Origin of the sequence: Mycoplasma sp. CSL10137 (assembly GCF_017116845.1) — a bacterium.
In the GTDB taxonomy this organism is placed as follows: domain Bacteria; phylum Bacillota_I; class Bacilli_A; order Mycoplasmatales; family Metamycoplasmataceae; genus Mycoplasmopsis.
On sequence record NZ_JAFIRE010000003.1, the window covers coordinates 35,275 to 56,586 of the forward strand.

18 protein-coding genes are annotated in these 21,312 nt (G+C 27.1%); 7 read left to right on the forward strand and 11 right to left on the reverse strand.

From position 1 onward, the window contains the following. Nucleotides 1-93 precede the first annotated feature (93 nt). The 9 genes from JXZ92_RS02020 to plsY all read right to left on the reverse strand — a co-directional run bounded on the left by JXZ92_RS02020 (nt 94) and on the right by plsY (nt 13,525). Nucleotides 94-801, reverse strand: a complete 708-nt coding sequence (locus JXZ92_RS02020) for a hypothetical protein (protein WP_205852124.1) — start codon at nt 799-801, stop codon at nt 94-96. Between the two features lies 1 nt (nt 802). Beyond that, nucleotides 803-1,999: an ABC transporter ATP-binding protein gene (locus JXZ92_RS02025; protein ID WP_205852125.1), complete on the reverse strand. Its 1,197-nt coding sequence runs from the start codon at nt 1,997-1,999 to the stop codon at nt 803-805. 3 nt (nt 2,000-2,002) lie between these two features. Next, nucleotides 2,003-2,953, reverse strand: a complete 951-nt coding sequence (locus tag JXZ92_RS02030) for a sugar ABC transporter permease (RefSeq protein WP_205852126.1) — start codon at nt 2,951-2,953, stop codon at nt 2,003-2,005. Between the two features lie 3 nt (nt 2,954-2,956). Continuing rightward, entirely contained in the window at nt 2,957-6,109 is a 3,153-nt protein-coding gene (locus JXZ92_RS04205; RefSeq protein WP_374967675.1) for an ABC transporter permease subunit, read from the reverse strand. Continuing rightward, nucleotides 6,076-6,600: a hypothetical protein gene (locus JXZ92_RS02040; protein ID WP_205852127.1), complete on the reverse strand. Its 525-nt coding sequence runs from the start codon at nt 6,598-6,600 to the stop codon at nt 6,076-6,078. The genes JXZ92_RS04205 and JXZ92_RS02040 overlap by 34 nt, the downstream gene beginning before the upstream one ends. 6 nt (nt 6,601-6,606) lie before the next feature. Beyond that, complete coding sequence (locus JXZ92_RS02045; RefSeq protein ID WP_205852128.1) at nt 6,607-9,084, reverse strand: hypothetical protein; 2,478 nt, start codon at nt 9,082-9,084, stop codon at nt 6,607-6,609. A 570-nt stretch (nt 9,085-9,654) separates the two neighbouring features. After that, nucleotides 9,655-11,703, reverse strand: a complete 2,049-nt coding sequence (locus JXZ92_RS04210) for an alpha-amylase family glycosyl hydrolase (protein ID WP_205852129.1) — start codon at nt 11,701-11,703, stop codon at nt 9,655-9,657. 100 nt (nt 11,704-11,803) lie between these two features. Beyond that, entirely contained in the window at nt 11,804-12,703 is a 900-nt protein-coding gene (locus JXZ92_RS02055) for an ROK family protein (RefSeq protein ID WP_205852130.1), read from the reverse strand. 93 nt (nt 12,704-12,796) lie between these two features. Beyond that, nucleotides 12,797-13,525 carry a glycerol-3-phosphate 1-O-acyltransferase PlsY gene (plsY, locus tag JXZ92_RS02060; RefSeq protein ID WP_205852131.1) on the reverse strand — a complete coding sequence of 243 codons (729 nt, stop codon included), beginning with the start codon at nt 13,523-13,525 and terminating at the stop codon, nt 12,797-12,799. Between the two features lie 75 nt (nt 13,526-13,600). Here plsY and def point away from each other — a divergent pair, with 75 nt between their 5' ends. The 4 genes from def to JXZ92_RS02080 are packed head-to-tail and all read left to right on the forward strand — an operon-like array spanning nt 13,601 to nt 16,944. Continuing rightward, nucleotides 13,601-14,164, forward strand: coding sequence for a peptide deformylase (gene def, locus JXZ92_RS02065; protein WP_205852132.1), 564 nt, complete (start codon nt 13,601-13,603; stop codon nt 14,162-14,164). A gap of 25 nt (nt 14,165-14,189) precedes the next feature. Continuing rightward, nucleotides 14,190-15,455 carry a hypothetical protein gene (locus tag JXZ92_RS02070; protein WP_205852133.1) on the forward strand — a complete coding sequence of 422 codons (1,266 nt, stop codon included), beginning with the start codon at nt 14,190-14,192 and terminating at the stop codon, nt 15,453-15,455. A 9-nt stretch (nt 15,456-15,464) separates the two neighbouring features. Beyond that, nucleotides 15,465-16,391, forward strand: a complete 927-nt coding sequence (locus JXZ92_RS02075; RefSeq protein WP_205852134.1) for an MSC_0882 family membrane protein — start codon at nt 15,465-15,467, stop codon at nt 16,389-16,391. Between the two features lies 1 nt (nt 16,392). Beyond that, complete coding sequence (locus tag JXZ92_RS02080) at nt 16,393-16,944, forward strand: DJ-1/PfpI family protein (RefSeq protein ID WP_205852135.1); 552 nt, start codon at nt 16,393-16,395, stop codon at nt 16,942-16,944. A 22-nt stretch (nt 16,945-16,966) separates the two neighbouring features. On the opposite strand, the gene JXZ92_RS02085 is transcribed toward JXZ92_RS02080, so the two are convergent. Both JXZ92_RS02085 and JXZ92_RS02090 read right to left on the reverse strand, forming a co-directional pair. Then, nucleotides 16,967-17,632: a PQ-loop domain-containing transporter gene (locus tag JXZ92_RS02085; RefSeq protein ID WP_205852136.1), complete on the reverse strand. Its 666-nt coding sequence runs from the start codon at nt 17,630-17,632 to the stop codon at nt 16,967-16,969. A 9-nt stretch (nt 17,633-17,641) separates the two neighbouring features. After that, on the reverse strand, nt 17,642-18,484 hold the full coding sequence (locus tag JXZ92_RS02090) for an HAD family hydrolase (protein WP_205852137.1): 843 nt from the start codon (nt 18,482-18,484) through the stop codon (nt 17,642-17,644). Between the two features lie 240 nt (nt 18,485-18,724). Between JXZ92_RS02090 and rpmH the strand changes: the two genes are divergently transcribed. Genes rpmH through yidC form a run of 3 tightly spaced genes read left to right on the forward strand, consistent with a single transcriptional unit; the run spans nt 18,725 to nt 21,252 of the window. Then, nucleotides 18,725-18,871, forward strand: coding sequence for a 50S ribosomal protein L34 (gene rpmH / locus JXZ92_RS02095; RefSeq protein WP_205852138.1), 147 nt, complete (start codon nt 18,725-18,727; stop codon nt 18,869-18,871). 13 nt (nt 18,872-18,884) lie between these two features. After that, nucleotides 18,885-19,214, forward strand: a complete 330-nt coding sequence (gene rnpA / locus JXZ92_RS02100; RefSeq protein ID WP_205852139.1) for a ribonuclease P protein component — start codon at nt 18,885-18,887, stop codon at nt 19,212-19,214. Beyond that, nucleotides 19,204-21,252 (forward strand): membrane protein insertase YidC, encoded by a 2,049-nt coding sequence (gene yidC / locus JXZ92_RS04215; protein ID WP_205852140.1) that lies wholly within the window; start codon nt 19,204-19,206, stop codon nt 21,250-21,252. Before rnpA ends, yidC begins: the two co-directional genes overlap by 11 nt. Nucleotides 21,253-21,312: the final 60 nt, after the last annotated feature.

Below are 21,312 nucleotides of genomic sequence, written 5' to 3' on the forward strand. Positions count from 1 at the left end.
TTATAATAAGTTATTAAAATTTAAAAGTATATTTATTTTTTTCTTGATAGGTGTAAACAAAAAACAACAGATCGATCTGTTGTTTTTTTAATATTATTTGTTATCTAATACATCTTGAATTTTATTTTTTAGGTCAGTTATTTTGTCACTTCTAGACATAGGTAATGTTGTTGTCTTTTTACCTAAAAACATCTTTAGTCTATTGTCTTTTCCATTAATTGAAGGCATTAGGATTTTATCTTTGGTTACAAAACCAAATTTCTTTTTAGCGCTAATTGTAAATACTAATGCTATAAATGACATAAACATTGAAGATCAAATTAGTTTATAACTAAGATCATAACTTAGTGTATTATTAACTTCACGAAGTTCATTATTAATTGTTATTACATTAATTTGATTTACACTTTCAGGTTGTAATGAAATAATCGCAAATGCACTAACAAATAAAACTGTTACTAAAAAGTATAAACTTTTAAAATACTCATCAGCATTACCTATATTTTTATAAAGTTTATATTGCATAATAAACAAAATAATAAGAATGATAACTGCAGAAAATACAAATAATGTATTTAAAAATAGAAATAACTCAGTTAATTGATAAGTAGGGGAAGCTTTTTTTCAGTTTAGAACTAATACATGGCCAGCATTAATTCAATTTTTTTCGATTTCAATTCTATCGAAAAAATTAATATACATTACTATTTGGAATATTAAAGAAATAAATACTAATAATGTAATTAAGAATAAAAGAATTTTTCTTTCTTTATAATTTTTAAAATGTTCTAAAAATTTCATGTTAATTAATTCTGTTTTCGGTTTCTTTATCAAATAAATGTATTCTTGGTATTATGAATTCAACATACACATGTGAGTATAATTCAAATTCTTCACTATTTGATGCGTTAACAATAAACTCTAAATCTTCATTAACTTTTACTGCGATAAGTTGATCTTTACCAATTAATTCAATATTTGTTATTTTTCCTAAAACTGAATTTGGAACTTGTTTATTATGTATTTTTAAATCTTCAGATCTGAAACCAACAACTATTTTTTGATTTTCTTTTACATGTTGTTTAGCTTCTTCATCTAAAGTAATTTCTAAACTGTTATTTACTTCTGTTAATTTACCACCTTTGTAAACTGCGTCAAAAGTATTCATTGTTGGAGAACCAATAAATTTTGCAACAAAAACGTTTGCAGGTCTAAAGTATAAATCTTTACCTTTACCGCTTTGTTGGATTTTTCCATCATTAAACACGACAATTTGGTCACCCATTGTCATAGCTTCTAACTGGTCGTGTGTAACATAAATACTTGTTGTGTTTAACATTCTATGGATATTAACAATTTCTCTACGCATGCTTTCTCTTAATTTAGCATCTAAGTTTGAAAGAGGTTCATCCATTAAGAAAACAAGTGGTTTTCTAGCGATAGCACGTCCTATCGCAACACGTTGTCTTTGACCTCCTGATAAATCACGAGGTTTTCTATATAGATATTCATCTATTTTTAAAATTTTAGCAACATCCTTAACACGACGGTCAATGATATCTTTTCTTTCTTTAGCTATTTTTAATCCAAATGAAATATTATTATAAACATTCATATGTGGGTATAAAGCGTATGATTGGAAAACCATAGCTATATTACGTTCATTTGGTAATAAGTTGTTGTATCTTTTATTATTAAATAATAAATCACCTTTAGTAATTGAGTTAAGACCAGCAATCATTCTTAAAAGCGTAGTTTTACCACAACCTGATGGTCCTAAAAAGATACAGAAGGTACCTGGTTTAATTTCAAGATTAATATTTTCTAATGTATATTTTTCGTTTCCTTCATATTTTTTAGAAATATTTACTAAATTAATGTGGGCACCGCTATTTGTGGAAGAAATTTCCCCAACTTCAGAAAGCATCGAATCTAAATCAATAGTTTCAAAACCTGTTTCTAAATCTGAAGTCAAATTTTGGTCTAAATTGTTTTTCATATATTATCCTTTCACGGCTCCGTCACTTAATCCACCTACAATGTATCTTTGTAAGTACATAAATAATACAAACGCTGGAGCTGAAGCTAGTATTGAACCCGCAGCATAAGCACCCGCATTAACGTGTTTAGGTTCAGTATCAATAAAGTAACTTAACCCAACAGCAAGTGTTGTATTTTTTAATTCAAATAAAACAAACTTAGGTAAAATAACGTCTGTAAATGGTATCAAGAATGATCATAAAGCAACCATAATTAACGCAGGTCTGATAACTGGAACTAATATTTTAAAGAATAGCCCTCAGTTATTGCATCCATCAACTTTTGCCGAATCATCTAGTTCTGATGACACTGTGTCTAAATAACTTTTCAACATAAATGTATTACCAGAAATTGAACCACCTGCATAAATTAGAATCAACATAAATATTGTTGGGAAGCCTAATGAATTACCCATTCTGATAAGTAAATATAGCGAAATTAGAGCTGATGTAGCTGGAATCATTTGAAGCATCATAATAACTGTCAATGAATGCTTAGAACCAGCAAATTTAAATCTTGAATATGCATAACCATTTAAGGCTACTGCTATTGTTGAAATAACCATTGTTAATACGGCTATTAGTATTGTATTGAAATATCATCTACCAAAATAACTTTGCTCACTTGTGAATAAGTATGTAAAGTTTTCTCACCCAAATTTAAATGGTGTGATGGCAATAATACGTGGGTTGTTTATATTAAAAGCAGAAATAATTAGAGAAACAATTGGGAAAAGCACAATTATTGCTCAAACTATTAAGATTAAATAATTAAAGAATAATCAAATTATTTCCATTGTTGTAGGAGGTTTTGAATCTGATTCATTAAAATTTAATCTTTTTTTGTCTAGTTTTTTATTATTGACTTTTATATCATCAAAAATATGTGAATAAATTCTTTTTCTAGAAAACATCTCTTAATCCCTCCTTGACATTGATTTAATAAATCCACGAGCACCAAGTGAAATACTGAATAATGCAGCTAAAGTTGTTAAAGCGGCAGCGAAAGCTTGATCTCCGGCAAATTTAACTGTACCAAGTGTTAACTTATAAACTCATGAAATAATGATATCTGTTGAAGCTTCACCAAACACAGTAGGATTCGCAAAAGCAGGACCACCACCTGTGAATATAGAAATTGTTGTAAAGTTGTTGAATGAACCAACAAATTGTCCAATTAACATAGGTGCAATTGAAAGTAATAATGAAGGTAATGTTAAATATCTAAATAACTGTGCACCTCTTGCACCATCAACTGAACCAGCTTCATAAATATCTTTTGGTATAGATTGTAAGTTACCTGTCACTAACATAAAGATTCAAGCATAAGCAATTCATGTTTGAACTATAATAACAAGAACTCTAGTTGTACCTATTTCAGCTAATCAGTTTTTGGCATCACTAATTAACCCTATTTTAAGCATAATTAAGTTAATGAAACCTTGGTCCCCACCTTGGAACATACTTTTAATAAATGTAAGTGTAACGAACGCAGGAATTGCTCAAGGTAAAATGTAAATAACTCTAAATACTTTTTTAAATTTAATTCTTTGGCTGTTTGTTAATACAGCAATTATAATACCTACACTTATCGGAATTAATGTAGATAATATTGTTCAAATTATTGTTCAAACAATAACTCTTTGTAATGATAATAACAAGTTATTTTCTCTAAATACTCATCAATATCCTCACATCTTAAGCCCTACTCAATCAACTGTTTGAGACGGAGCTTGATGCTCATAACCGAAGTTGGTAAATGAAATTAATATAGATGTAAATATCGGTGTTGCAACGATGAAAATCATTAAAAATCAACCGAATAGTGAAATCATCCATGGAAATCCACTTGTATTTAATCATCTTTTTGTATGTGTTCATTTACTTGGTCTTGAACCATATTCTAATTGTTTAGCAACACGATAAGAACTAATCGATGATACGGATAAATACGCTAATGCGAAAACTAATAAAACAACCGAAATAACACCACCAAATATATATAAACGAGCATCCGTAAAAATACCTAGTGATGAATTATGAAGTCCTTTTCCAAGGTCACTAAATCCTGGAATTCCACCCATTTTACTTCAATAAGCACCAAATGAAAATGGAATAATAACTGTTCATATAAAAGTTGATAACAATGTTAATAAAGTACCTTTAACATATTGTTTGAAGAATAATAATTCTGATAATCCAGGAAAAACAAATCCTAAAAATGATGTTAGGAATCTTAAATTCTTCATTGTTTCAACTGGTATAGTTTTTTGCGCTTCTGTTATTTTACTTTCATATATTTTTTTGTTAACTTTAACTTCAGAAAATTCCCTTCAAAATGCTGTTCTTAGAATTTCTTTATTAGACATTAACATTGATTTTAATTTTGTTTCACGAATAGTTTCTTTTTTATTAATTTTATATTCGTAAATTTTATTTTTGTAAGCTTGTTTTGAAATTTCTTTTGAAGCTATTTTACGTTTTAATTCTGCTTTTTCATCTTTAAATTGCTTAATAGCTTTAGATTTTGCTAACTTAAATTTTTCGTTATCTGTCAATAATTCAAAACTTAAATCATCGATATTTTTGTTATCTCTATTGTTAAGTTTTTCTACTTCTTTTTGTTTAAGAACTAAAAGTTCATACTTAGCTTTTATTTTTTCTTTTCTAAAGGCTAACCTAGTTTTTCTAGAATCAATAAATAAATCTCTTAATGATTTAGATTCTTCTAAGTTAAATTTACCTTCATAAGTATATTTAACTTTACTTAAACCAACTTTTTCTTTGTATTGTGACTTTAATAAATTTTTGAATTCGTAATATGTTCTAAATAAATTAATTTTGCTAAAAAATTGAGAATGAGCAATTTGAACAAAATGATTTTCTTTATTTTCGATTAAGAAATCACTTAATTGACTATTTAATTTATTAGAAATTTCCTTCGCTTCGTCTAGTGTAAAAGTACTCTTGAATGTATAGTCTAATTGAGGAATATCAATTTCATTTTTTGATAAAAAACTCATAAAATCTTTGGTGTTTTGTATCATTGAGCGATATTTAACTAATTTTAATTGTTCTTTATAGTTTGATTTTATTTCTTTAATTTGTTTGTTTGAATTATCGATTATTTCTTTTACAATAGCTTTATTTTTTGTTTCAGCATTTAAAATAATCTCTTTTTGTTCTTCAATTTTCGCCAACGCTTTTGTTTTAGTTTCTTTTGCACGTTCTAGTAGTTCATTAGATTTTTTTGTATATTCATATTCTAATTCAAGTATTTTCTGTTTAGTTACTAACTTAATTTCTTCTGTTTCTTCAATGAAAAGTTGTTTTTGTAACTTATAAGTTCCTTCGTATTTTCTTATTAATTCTTGTTTACGATTGTATAAACTTATTCTTTGTTTTTCAACTGAATTATAAATATTAGTGAAATATTGATTTGGATTATCAAGTTTTTTAACTCATTCCTGCTCTATTGGTAATAGATCGTCGTGAATTAGCTTAATATCAAAATCGGTCTTACCTGTTTTTTTAATATAAATATACATTATGTTGTAAATAGCGAATTTTTTAAACAATTCTTCTTCATCAACATAAGTTTTTGTTTTTAATTTTTCTATGTTATCTAATTTGACATCAATTTCATCAGCGCTTTGTTGTAAAGAATAAACAAAATCTTTTGCATATTTTTTTGTATCCTTTAAAGACGCCTTAATTTTATTGATTTCAAATTGCAACAAGTTGATTGTTGAATCTGCGTATGATAATTTTTTAATAGAATCTTTTAAAACTGCAAGTTTATTCTTGTAGGCAACTTTGTGACTCGCAAGTTCTCTTTTTAAATTATCTTGTAGTTTTGTTCTTGCTCTTAAGTATAAATCTTTGTCTATACTCTCTTGAGACTTTATTCTGTCCCTTGTTCTCAAAAATATGTTTCTTACTTGCTTTTTGTAAGCCACCATATTACCTGAGCTTTGGGGTAAAATATTATCAAATGACTCGCCATATCAATTATAAAGTTTTAAATCTTCCATAATTATTTGCTTCGTCCTTTGTGTATTTTGTATCATTCATAATAATGAAATTTTCTATCTATGTGGTATTTTAACATAAATACAAATAATGTAAATGCATTTATTCCTGATAAAAACGAAGCAAAGATACCTACCCAGAATTGAAATTTAGTATATTGGCTTGTTTGCTCTGAGCCACCATAAAATGGCATTGCAATAAAAGTTATAAATACTAAAATTCAAATTATAAAGAATAGATATCCTGCTTTAATTTTATTTTTTAAAAGTAATATATATACCAAGAAAAATATTATCACGAATGAGTTTGCAATGTAAGATATTATTGTTTTCATTGCTAATTGTGAAACAAGTTTACTAACTTCTTCGTCATTATTATTTGCTTCAATTTTATTAATATAATTAGGATTAATACCATAACCAAATGGTATTAAAACCCAAACTAATAATGTTACTGATAGTAACGCTATTAATGAAATTAAAATATAAAATTGTTGTTTATTAATATTTGTCTTGTATTTTTGATACATATTTTATTAATTGTTAGCTGGTTTTTTTGGATCGAAAGCAACTGTAAGTGACGCTTTACCTGTAATAGATTTAGCTGTTTCACCAAATAAGTAACTTAAATGATCTTCGATAGCAGCAACAAATTGTTCTTTGTTATTAACTGAATTTTTAATTTCTTCCAATTTAACTTTGTTACCAACTGTTTTTTCGTTTCAGTTTCCTCATACTTGACCAAATTGAGGGTTAGAGTTATCGATACGTCTTTCTTGAGTTGACAAGATTCCAATTCCACCTTCTTGGATTGTTCTACTTGAAGCAACAACTTGAAGAACTTTATCAACACTTTTTAGTTTGTTGTATTCAGCAGTTTTTTCAGTAACTTCGTCAAATGTAACTTCAGAAGGTTGACCATCAGAATTAACCATTTTACCTTCAGCATAAATTCCTGCTGTAGCATTTCTTACTTTAGCAACGTTAACAAAGTTAGCTAAATATCCTTTTACAGCTTTTTCAATTACATCAGCTACAACTGTTGTTTTTGCAACTTCTGAAGAAAAGTCTTTAGCTCTTTGGATAACACTATTAATTAAGTCATTTAATCCAGTTTCATCATTTACAACATTTGAAAATGATTGAATTAAAGCTTCTTTTTCATCACCATTATCTCCGTTAGCGCCGAAAATGTATTTTTCTACCTTTCTAACGTGTCATGCGTTATTACCTTCCATTAATTCCGAAAATTTTGGATTTGTTATTGTAGATAATCCACCTTTAATAACACCCTCACCAATTTGTCATGGTTCATTGTTACCTCGAAGATCAGCAAGATTTGTCAATCCTAATATTGCTGAAAGAACGTTTCTAAGTGCATATGAATCTTCTAAACTATTGTTAAGAGTTGTAAATTGTTCGTTAGACATTTGATCAGGTTTAACGTTATAGTTCCCTTTTTGATCTTCGGGTTTTAATTTAATTTCTTCTTTTGTTAATAATTGGTATGTTGATTTAGGTAATTTATTAGCATCGTTTAAAGGATCTGAATTTGTTTCGATGCTTCAAGTATTTCCTAATAAACCACTTCTAGCTAATTTAACAATCGGTTGAACTACTTCTTGATATTTTACAATTAAGTCTTCAAAATTTTTGAATCCTAAATCTGTTGCAAATTTTGCTACTTCAGCATTTTTTTCTGTATTGACTCTATTGTATGCTTCTTGAACTCTTGTACGTTCTGCCTTAGCAAAAGGAATTTTTGAATCTCTTTCAAAGTATTTTAAGTATGGTTCAGTTTTAAAAATAATCTTAATTAATTCAACGATAGCATTTTTTCTATCTTCTGAAACACCATTATTTCTTGCGTTAATAGCGTATGATCATGAACCTGATGCTTGTAAGTATTTATAGTCATCTTTTGTATTAACAACGTTAAAGAATGATTTTGCATTTGCTGTAGATTGAGCATTTTGAATATCTCATGTTCCTACTAAAGCAAATTTTATTTTTCCTTCTTTCATTAATCTAAATGAAATGTTTTGAGCATTACCAACATCTGAACCTAAAAATGATACTAAGTCAGCTTGAGAAATACCTTTTTTCCCTCAAACAGTTTGTCCATAATCAACTGTGTTTTTCTTAAAAGCAGCTTCATAAATTGGTCACAATAAATCACCAACTACATCAAGAGCTTTTTTAAATTCTGGGTGGAATTTGTCTGATTTAATAAATCCTGATTTAACTTCATTATTATCACTATAAAGTATTTTTGACATTAAATAATCAGCTGCTTCACCGTTTTCAATTTTATCTTTTTGTAATTTATCGAAAACTCCACCAAAGATTCCGTTTCCAAATCAAAAGTCTTGAATTCTTAATAACGCTTCACCACTTGTAACTAATTCCGCTAATGTATCAGTATTTGCATTTTCTAAAATTTTTCTTGACTCATCTTCGTTTTCGCTAGATGCCATAACTATACCTTCAGCGTTATGTCTTAATGCTAAAAGTTTTTTAACTGTACCAGCGTTTATATCACCTTTAATAACACCTTCTACAGTACCAAAATCTCTCATTTCTTTAATTTCTTCAGCAGATGTAACTCCTAATTGTTTAGCAAGTTCATCAAATAAAGTAGGATCAAATTCATCGATTTCAGCTAATGAACCTGTTTGTGCTGTACTTGTAATTCTATCGTTAGGTGCATAAAATAAATCAGGAACTTGTTCATCTGTTAAACCTTGTGTACCGAAATCTAAGGCACCAAAAACGTTTTTGTTAATTGTTTGAATTTTGAAACCTTTTTCCTTAGCATAAGGTGTTTCATTAAATTCTTTAATAACTTCATTATAAAAGTCTTCTTGGGCTCCATCAACAGCAATAACTATTTCTTTTCTATTTGCTCATGTGTTACCTGATGAACTTTGTGTTGTAGAACCACAAGCAATAACTGTTGAAAGAGATGCGATACCCGCAACTAAACCAGTTGATAATAATAATTTTCTTTTCATTTTGTCTCCATTATTTTTTTTACTCGAACGCTAATTCATTTTTATTGTAAGCGACGATTAAGAATAGGATACTTATGGGTGTTAACATTAATAATAAACTAACTACACCAATGATTGCAATCCATTTATTGAATTCTGTCTTTCGCAATATATAAAAGACATGTACCGATAAAATCAAAGCAACCAAATAAGATGTGAAATATATAGATATAAGAATTCTAGTAGTATATTTTTTTATTTCTAGAATTAAACTAACTAAATACCTGTCTTTTTCTACCTCTTTTGCTAAATTTATCAAATATAAAGCAAAAATTATTTGAAGAATTAAAAGCACAATACTTGAAAATATAAGAAATAAGTATTCTAAAATTTTAGGCTTATATTTTCTTTCTAAAGGGTACTTGCCTAGAAATAACCATCTAACTTTAGTTTTAAAGGGGATTTTCTTTATTTTATATTTCTTTTTCATATCCTAATTATAATTTTACAATAAATTTATTTATGATATTTCTACCTTTATAAATTTAATCATTTTTTGTCATTCTAACTTGATATATCAAGATGAGTGTTTTATTTTTGTTCTTTTTTACCAATTAAGAACGCAGCTAATTTAACTCCATCTTTACCTTGTATAAGAGTAGGGCTTTCTTGAGGATTAGATTCATCAATTAATTTTGCAGTTATGTTTTTAGATAATAAAACTTTTTTTATCTCAAACTCTTTTTTAAGTCAAACATTTGAAATAGGTTTATTATCTCCGTTAAAAATAAATAATACATATGTTCCGTCGTGATTATCTCTTAAAACTGTTTCATTATATTTAAAATCATCTTGGTAAATTTCAGGTCTTAATTGATAATCTAATACTATTTCGGGGTTAGCTATATTTTCAACTTTTTGTTCACTTACAGATGGAAAATCTTTTCTAACTTGAATTAATTTAGAAACAAGTTTATAAAAACCATTAGGATCAGAGATTAAATATTCTGTATTACCTTCACCAACAGATGCCTTAGGTAAAATTTGAGCTCCGTCTCTTTCGTCACTAAAATAAACTTGTTTAGACATATCACCTCAATACCAAGGTTCACGAACGTTTGTATCACCTTCTCCTTTATTACCGCCTTGCATTAATATTTCATCACCCATGTAAAGAGTCGGATATCCTCCTCTTGTTAATAATGAAAATACTGCATATTCGTATGCTGATCTTTCTTGATCACTAAGTGTATTAGGTTCTGCACCTACCTTACCATGAGAAACAGTATTTCTAAAATATGTAATTCATCTATCAACATCGTGATTTTCTAAATGAGGCATTCATTCTCTTGCAATCCCGTTTTTATCTTTAAGACTATTTAAAACATTTCTTTCGTCTTGGGGACTAATACTTACATTTGTATTGTATCTTCATTTTGTTGCATCAATTAAAGAACCTATCGCCATAGAATCATCTTGTTTATTAAACCAAAAATCTTTCGAATTTCCTTTATCTGTAGCGCCAGCAGGATCACCTCATCACTCACCGAACATGAATGGAGAATTTGAAGATCTTGTTACACCTTCTTTTTCAGCATCAGCATAACCTTTTTCCGCTGCTTTTCTTCATTCAGATAATAGTTTAGTTGTTGTAGAAGCGCCAGACTCTGTACGTTTAAATCTATTTTCGCTTTGGAAGAAATGATAGAATGCATCGTATCTAAATCCGTCTACACCTTTTTTAGCTCAAAAGTAGTGAATATTTTTTATTTCTTCTTGTAACCTAGAATTAAATAAATTTAAGTCAGGCATACCTGATCAAAATTCTGCCACTCAATGTTTATTTGTAGTTCTTACTGGATATGTTTTACCATCATAATCTGTAAATTGAGAACCGTTTTGAGGTATTGCTTTAAAATAAGTTCTTAAGTTAGAATCATCAACACCTTCTCTATTTGCTCTTCCTCCACCAACATTTGTGTAAAAATTATAAAAACTTCTATATGTTGATTTATCATTTAAAAGCGCACTTTGGAATCATGGATGTTCGTATGAAGTATGATTGAAAGCCATATCTAGAACAACCCTAATTCCATTTTTATGTGCTTCAATTAAGAAAGCATCAAAAGCTTCCATCCCGCCAAGTTCTGGAGCAACTGCTGTATAGTCAATTGCATCATAACCATGATATGTAGATGCTGGAAATATAGGAGACAAGTAAAGAGTATCTATTCCTAAATTAGTAAAATAACTTAGGTTATTTTTTAAACCAATAAAATCTCCTATACCATCTCCGTTCCCATCTGCAAATGAATAAACCATTAATTGATATACAACATTAGATCTCTTTGCTTTGTTATTAAAAGGAGCAATAGCTTTTACATTTTCGGCTTCGTCAGAGTATGTAAAATTATTTAAACTTTTTTGTCTATTTATCTCTACAAATTTTGGATTATTTCAACCAATTCAATTTTTTCCTGATTCTTTTCTTCTTTTTTGAAAATCGCTTTGTTCGTAAGCTACCAATTTGCTTTTAGCATTATCATCAGTTTTTGTTGTCGAACAACTTAAAGCAATTAATGATGTTGCTGGAGCTAAAATACCAGCTGTTAAATGTAATAATTTTATTTTTTTCTTCATAGTATTATTAATTATAGGCAATTTTAGAAAATTTCCCCATCATATATTATCTATTTTTTTTAACTTGATACATCAAATAGTACTATATTAAAAAAATACATTAAGACAATGTATTTTGGTTAATCAAGTAATATAATCCTATTAGTGCAGAATCGTCTCCCATTTCATCAAAAACTAATTCAACATTATTAAAATGGTTAAAATCACTAATCTTTTTAGCTTCTTCAAATGCATCTATAACAAATTTTTTGTTTGCTAAAGCTAGGCTACCACCAACAAAGAAAACTTTGGGAGCAATAATTCCTGCACTAATTGCAAATATTCTTGTTAATGCGTCTTTTGCCTCAAAAATTATTTTTTTAGCAATTTCGTTAGTTGATTCTAATTCGAAAACTTCTTTTGCATTATTAGCAATCTTATAAAATTGAGCTTTTGTTGCTATTCCACTGCCTGAACAGTGTAATTCTAATGCATAATCATTTATTAAACGATGTTTTTCACTAAAATTTGTTGTCGATACAGGTATTTGCGCAATTTCTTGAGCATAATAATTATTACCATGATAAATTTTATCATTTATAACTAAACCTGCACCAAAACCGGTACTAATTGTGAAGAATTGACTAACATCGACATCTTTAGTATATTTATTATGATTTGCTAAAGCCATAGCATTTGCGTCGTTTTCAAAGACAATTGACTTTAAGTTAGTTTTAGATAATAAGTAATTTTTAACATCAAAGTTAACTCAAGAACCTAATAAATTAGGGCTTTTTAAAACAATACCATTTTTATAATCGCTAGGCCCAGGTATACATAAAGCAAGATGTTCAATACTATATTTATTAACTTGATCGATTATTCAATCGCATGTAATTTCAGCACTATTAATATTTGTTTGTGTTTTATTTTTCATCAATATTTTGGCATCTTTATCGAATAAGGCAAAACGCACATTTGTTCCACCAACATCTACTGTTGCATATTTCGTATAATTCATATTAATATTATATATTGTTATTATATTTATTTAATTAAAAATAATTGCATATAAATGCAATTATAATTATCCACAAGATTAAAGTATATGGGTCTAAAAGTTAATTTTTGGTTCTGTTTTATTTTTGATTCTTAAAATATTTGGCTTATGAGAGTAAGTTATTAATGAAGCTAAAAATAAAGAAATTAATGGAATTATAAAATAATAATTTATACCTGAAATGTTATTAAAAATACCAAGTTCTCCGGTAATAATTCATGGAATAAAAAGTACCACACTAGAAGAAATTGATGCACTAATGCTTGCTACTGAAACATATTTTTTAATATATAAAACTAAAAAATATATAACAACAAAAACCAAAAAGGAAATTACATTTATACTTAACATTAAACCAACAAAATTTGCGACCCCTTTTCCGCCTTTAAATTTATGAAAAACAGGAAAAACGTGACCCAACACAACCGCAAAACCACCAAATGTAGGGATTAAAATTAATTCATTGTAAATCTTATTCGCACTTTCAAATGTGTTTGAAACTTCTAAATTAATTTTTATACTATTGTTTATAAGCTTAGATATTCCGTATGATAACAATATCACAATTATAGGTTTTAAAATATCTACAACTAAAATAAAAGTTCCAAAAAATTTACCATATACACGTCTAGCATTAGTAGAACCGGCATTTTTAGAATTAAATTCGCGTAAATCTTTTTTGAAAAAATATTTACCTAATAATATAGATAAATTAATTGAGCCGACCAAATAACCAATTACAACAAAAAGCAAATTAGTTAATATAGATAAATAAATTTCCATTTTTCTCCCTTTTAAAAGTGTAATTATATAAATTATATATTTAATTTTTCTGTAATTAATTATATAATAAATACTATGAATGAACAAAAACAATTTGATGTAAAAATAGTTGAATTACCAGATAAGGTTTTAAGGAAAAATTCCTTAGATGTAGAATTACCGCTTTCTAACGAAAACATAAAATTAGCAGAGCAAATGATTTACCATATCGATGATTCACAAACAGAAGGAACAAAATTTAGACCTGGTGTAGGTGTTGCTGCAGTTCAATATGGAATTCTAAAAAATGCTTTTTATATTTTTATAAAAGACGAAAAAGAAAAAGTTATTTTTAAAGATGTACTTTTTAATCCAAAAGTTGTTTTTAAAAGTAAAGAATTAGTAGCACTAAGCGAAGGTGAAGGTTGTTTATCTGTTCCTGAAGAATGACCAAATCAAGCAGGTTATGTACATAGAAGTAAAAGAATAATAGTTGATGCTTATAGTTACTTCGAAAAGAAATTTTTAAGATACGAAGTTACAGATTATTTAGCTATTGTTTTTCAACATGAATTAGATCACTTAAACGGTATGCTTTTTATCGATCGTCTAAAGAAAAAAGAACCTTGAAAAAAACTTAAAAAATCTACTTATTTATAGACAAATTATATGGAGAGGAATACAAATGAACTTAAACTACGTTAGTTACTTTTCTGAAAATAGTTCTTCAGAAAAAAGTAAAGACGCGATATCACAAATTTTAGAAAAAATTAACTCGTTTTTTACGAAGTTAGATGTACCTAGCTTAACATATATAATACCAATTGTTATTATTGCGCTTTTTGCAATATCTTTTGTTGTTGGTATGTGATTGAGAACAAAATATATTATTGCTAAAATTGCTTCAGTCGGATTAACAATTATATTTTCTATAACCGCTGCAACTTTGATGCAAAATAACGAACGTTTTAAAGAATATAAAGATGTAATACCTTTTGTAATTACATTTGCAGCTTTATTATTCTACTGATTGTTGAGGGGTATTTTCTTCTCAATCACCCTTTCAATTCACTTTTGAATGCGTAAAAGAAGAAAAAGAATTGACAAACAAAAAGGTTTTGTGACAAAGACAACAATGAGATTAATAACCGGAGCCTCAAATATGATTGCTTCATCTTTTGGTATTTTCTTATTTAGTAACGTTTTACTAAGTGCAAGCCAAAAAGACAACAGTACATCAAAGGCGAGCCAAGTTGCTGTCAAAATAATGACTGGAGGTAAGGGGGCTAGCCTTAACGGTATTGGAAATTTTGCAATATCAGTTTATCAAGTATTGACTAGTGGTGAACAATTGTTTAATGATTATATTAATAACCCTGATAATAAAGATGCTAAAGAAAAATTTGAAAAAGTTATGGAAGGGTTTACAGAAACATTAAACGATCCTAAATTAAGAAAGATTGTTTTAAATAATCTTGACAAAATACCACAATTAAAACAAATGAATGTTATAGACGATGAAACAGCTGCAAAAGTACGTGCTAAAGTTACATCTGATGATCCTAGATACGTAACAGCCTCAAAAGATGAGAAAAAAGAAATTGCTACACAATACTTTGTTGATAACATTTCACAAATATATGATGAATATATTAAAGATTCATTAGACAATAAAACTAAATCAATATTAGGTAATTTTTCAACTAACTTAACAACAGAAGCTAAAGAACAACTTTCAAGTAAAATATCACAAATCGTAGAAAAAAATATCCAAAGAGAAGAAAATAAAATTATAAACTTTGATAAAGTTATTAACTCTTTATTTTCAGAATTGGAAAAAAGAGAGAAACAAAAAGACAATTCTAGTGAAAAAATAGAAAAAACAGAAAACGAAAACCCTAAATCAAATAATAAAGAAAGTGAAAATAGTGGAATTTTAAAATCCATCTAAAATTTAATTATGTTTAAACCAAAACAAAATAACACAAATTCTGTTAACATCGAAACAGGTCAGATACCAGTAAATTTACAAACTTCACAAATTAACAATAGTTCTCTTTTTGTTGATCCACAAAAACAACTTAATCCATCAACATATTCGATAATAAAAAAAGAAAAAAGAATAAGATACCTTTCTTTCACTTTGTGAGGAGTATTATTCCTTTTATCTTTAGCTGCAATTGGTGTAAATTATTTTTTAAACACCGCAAAAGATCCTCATAGAGGAATAGGATGATACGTACTAATTGCATTTGTACTTTTAATTTCATTCTCCGTTTCTGTTAGAAGTTTAATTAAAATTTCAGGTTGAAAAAACGTTGAGAAAAATTACAGATCTAATTATTCTAACGGTGACGCAGCATCAAGCACAATGTTTGCTGATTTATACAAAGCATTAACTCTCAAATCATTAAGGCTTACATGAATATTCGTTTTCTTCACTACTTATTTCCTAATTTTTAACTTAGCAATAATAACACTTTATTTTGGTATAGAAGAAGTAACTATCGGACAACCTTTTAATGAAAGCGAAACAAATGGTTCACTAAATTTACATATATATTTAAACTTAGTGAAAAATCTTGATTCAACATTTGGAAATACAACTACATTGCTAGCAATTGATGGTGGTGTGTTTGTTGGAATATTTGCTTTATATTTATTCATTACTTTATACGATAAAAAAAGAATTCAAGATGTAAAAGCTCAATTTGGTACTGCTGAATCAGCAATAGCTGTAATGAAACTTGTTGAAGAAAGAAAAGCAAGTGAAAATAAAGCATGATTCAGAACATATATAATTATATTTATATTAGTTGTATTATTGCCACTTGTTTTAATAATATATCTTTCGTATAGAGGAATTATTAGAAGAGGCAAAAAATAAAATGAAATTATTAGTTATGCTTGAAGATAATTTTAATGACTTAGAATTAGTAACTCCGATAACAATTTGAAGTCGTTCAAATAAATTTGAAAAAATTGATTATTTTAACCCTGTACTCAAAAGCGCTAACGGACAACTAAATTTAGCTAAAATAGATAATATCCTAAATGAAGTTGATTTTAAAGATTACGATGCCATATTTATCCCAGGCGGTAAAGGTGCGCAAGTTTTAAGAAAAAACTTTAAGTCACACGAATTGATAAATAAATTTGTTAAAAATCAAAAACTAGTTTGAGCAATTTGCGACGCTCCGAATGCTCTAAAAGAAAATGATTTAATTCCAGAAAATACTAAATTCACAAGCTTTCCTAGCGAATGAAGTAAATTATTTAGATATAATAAAGATTATGAAGATACAGATGTAGTAGTATCAAATAATTTTATAACAGGAAGTTCTGCTATGACTGCTGAAAAACTAGCATACAAAGTTCTTGAAGAAATTTTTGATAAACAAACTGCAATAGATACTTATAAATCTATAATAGGAAAATAAGAAAAGTTAACATTCTGCAATGTTAACTTTTTCTATATTTAAATGTAAATATAAATTGTGTTCCGAATAAGATAAATGAAATTAATTGTCAAATTAATCCACCAATAAACGGACCAACTTCTGCGCCTCCAACAGAAGATATTATTAATAATATTCATCAAATTATTCAAACTAAGTTATTTAATTCATAAATCACATACATTCAAATTGATATACCTTTTCAATGCTTATGTCTTCAAGAAAAAATTAGCTGTGGCAAGAACGCAAATGTAGTTAATGATGGGAAAATTAATGCCATAGCAGTTTGAACATCTGCGGTTCATCTAAAGTCAGAAACATTTCTTATTATTATAAAACTTGTTCAAACTAATAGAAATATTAATAATCCTAAATATGCTATTTTCTTTTTAAATAAGCTAAACTCTTTTTTGAAATAATATAACAAACCAATCATGACTGTATATAAGAATAAACAAACTGAATTAGCAATTAATGTTGCAAATAATTTCTCGCTACCAAATGATGATCAAAATGTTCACATCAATACTCCGGTATGAAAAATTCAAAACGAAACAAAATTGATATTCCCTGTTTTCTTAGTTTTAATGATGTTGATTAACTGCGGTAAACTTAAAATCATCACAAATACCGCTGCTATTCACGATAATACGTCAATTGTATAATTCATAGGACAAAATTATAACACATTATTAAATTTTAGTATTTCTATGATAGTTTCTCCTATTGCATTTGTGTTATTTTTACCAATAATTCTACTTGCAGCTTCCTTTGCATCGTCTGTTGCGTTGCCCATTGCAAAACTTAAGTTAGCATTTTTTAACATTGCAATATCGTTTCCACTATCACCAAAACTAATCAAATTTTTATGTGATAAACCTTCTAATTCCAAAACTTTTTCAAGACCCTTTAATTTATTAACACCTAAAGGGTTAATGTCAGTATACACTCCGTTGGTTAGAAAAATTGAAACCTTGTACTTATCAAGCAACTTAATAATTTCACTAGTTATCTTTTTCGCGTGTTTTTTAGGATTTCTAGTTGCGATTTGAACAATATGAAAATTATTATTTTCTATATTATTTTTCAAGTCTTGTATATTACAAATGTTTAATATATTAAGATCCATTTTATTTTCATTACTTAGCCAATTAGGTATTTTACTTTCAGGTAAAATAGTACAATTATAATCTAACGAATCTATTGTTAATACTAGTTTATTTTCATCTGAGTATTCTCTAATAATATCAAATATGGCATTATCTAATTTTCCTAACACAAAGGTTTTTTCGTTTTTTATATCGTATATAACTGCTCCGTTAGAACACACAAAATAATCAAAATTATTAATAGTATTTTTATTAAATAAAGGTAATACTTTACTTATACCTCTTCCAGTAGCTATTACATTTAGATTACCTGATTTTTTAGACAAATTCAAAGCATTAAAATTAAATTCTGAAATGCTATTATCTTCACCTAAAATGGTTCCATCCAAATCAAAAGCAAAAAGTTTTTTCATTTATAAACTCCTATCATTTTCTTATAAAAAGAAACATTTTTAATTATATATATTTATTTGTATTTTTTATAAAATTAAAAAATAAAACTTAATAAACAAGACGCAAACTTAGATGTTTTTTTAATGAATTAATATTACTATTATAACTTTTAAACAATAATAATTATTAGTTAATGTATAAATTAAATTATTGTATAATATAAATACGCTTAAATATTATAATCTAAATAAGGAGGAAAAATGAGCAAACGTACATACCAACCTAATAAACGAAAACATGCAAAAGTTCACGGTTTTAGAGCAAGAATGAAAACTGCCAATGGTAGAAAAGTATTAGCTGCTAGAAGAGCTAAAGGTAGAAAACATTTAACAGTTTCTGACAAATAATAAAAGCACCAACATGAAAAAAATATATCGACTAAAAAAGAATTGGGATTTTCAAGAAATAATAAGTAAAAACAATTCATTACATAATAAATATATTGTTTTATACTACAAGAAAAGTAATTCTTTTAAAATGGGTATAACAATACCTAAAAAATTTGAAAATGCTGTTGGTCGTAATTTTAATAAAAGACAACTCAAGGCAATAATAAATAATTTAAATCCGTATGATTTAAATTATGATTTTGTTATTATTGCAAGAAAAGAGTTTTGTAACTCTCCTTTTTCTATTAAAAAAGTAGAAATACAAAAATTATTTGAAAGATTTAGAAAAAATGAAAAATAATAACTTTAATTATTTTAGAAACAATAACAATAGTTCGGACGAAAAAAAAGAAAAAGCTAAAAAAGGTTTTTTTAAATGAATGAAAATCATTTTATATCTTTTAATTTTTGGTCTAACTATGACAGGTTGTATTCAATCATTTGTTTTGAAAAATTCAACAACCGTTGGTAACGGTATAGAATTTTTCACAAATAAAAATGATATTGCACCTAGAGTTAATACATTCAAAGAACGTGAATATGGTAATGAAAAAACAACAACATTACCTTTAGTTGACAATGACGGAAACGATACAGAAAAAAAATTAGAAATATCAAAGCTACAAATATTAGAACAAAATGCTGATAAAAACATCTATGTTAATGATAGAGAAATTTTATCTAAATTAAGAGAACAAACCACAGAAAACGGTGGTCAATACGGTGTCGAAACTAATGGTCAAAAAATATTCTTATCCGCTATTAATATTGAAAGCCAAAAAGATAATAACAATAGATTTATTGTAGAAAAAAATGGTAGATATTTATTTAAATCTGCTAACTCAACTTCTTATAAATATGTAAACGATATTGATGATATTGTATTGCTAAGATTTTTACCTAATACCGCTATTCCATATATTGATGTAAAGAAACATAAAATAGATGTAAAATCTGCAGATGGTAAAAAAACAATACAAAAAGATGTTTACAATGTTGATAGTAAAGGAAACTTATCAGTTAACTTTATTAGTGGTTTACAATTAGTAAATAACTACAATGAAAAAGACAAAAATATTACAAACGTAAACGATAAAATTACAATTGCAAACTTTATGTTTGCTAGAGATGTTTTACAAGAATTTTATAATTATACATTTGGTAAAAATAGTAAATTTTTAAGTGATTTAAATAAATATACAATAAATAAAATTAACGACGAAGACTTTACATCAGTATCAGATTATTTTAAAAGTTTAATAAAAGACGACAAAAAAGCAATAGTTGCTCAAGATAGTGATGAAACTTTATTTGAAGTTTCTCAACCGGAATTAACATTAATTAGAATGTACCAAGAAACAATGCTTAATTATCTAAATTCTTTAGGATTTGTAGAAAAAAGAAAAGATAAAAACGACCCAAAAAGTGTAGAACAATCTAAAATTATTTCTTCTAATATTAATAAGTATAATTTTGAAGAATCAAAATTAAACGTTATTAATAAAGAATTATTGTTTAGAGGTGATTATCCTTTACAACCTATTTCTAATTGAGCACAATCGTGAGAATATGGACCATTCTATGGTTTAATAGTTTATCCATTATCAGTTGTTGTGCAATCATTACAACAATCACTACCTGATTTAAAAGGGTGAGAAGCAATTATCGCCATTGTTATTTCATTGGTTTTAACAAGATTAATAGCATTAGCATTAACTTTTAAAACTAAAATGTCACAATCATTACAAGAAGGATTAAGATATAAAAAAGCGGCAATAGAAGCTAAATATCAAGGTTTTGAAAAAAATAAACAAATGAAAATGAGAAAAAACCAAGAAATTCAAGCACTATATGCAAAATACAATATTAATCCTTTAGATCAATTTGGTAGTTTATTAATATCAATGCCTATTTTCCTTGCTATGTGAAGGGTTATTCAAGGTATTCCTGAAATTAAAGATACAGTTTGATTAGGATTAAACTTCTCTTCAGTTTCATTCCAAAAAGTTATGGGTGGAGACTTTAGTTATCTATGAATTTTAGTACTAACTATAGCAATCCAAATACTTTCTCAATTATTACCACAATTCTTAAATAGAAAAAAATTCAAAAGAACTACAACAATCTCAGAAAAGAACGCGCTTAAAAAATCAGAAAAAACTCAAAAAATTATGGTCGCGGTGTTCGCAATTATTACAATTATGTTCGGAGTTGGTGTTCAAATTTATTGATTATTCGGTGGATTATGACAAATGCTTGAAGTTCTTTCATTACACAAACTTAAGAAAACAAAATGGTTTAAAGAAAAATATTCTAAAAAACTAGCTAGAAAATCATAAAAATGACTTTAGCAAATGCTTAGTCATTTTTTATATGCAAAATCATAAAAATTTATTAAA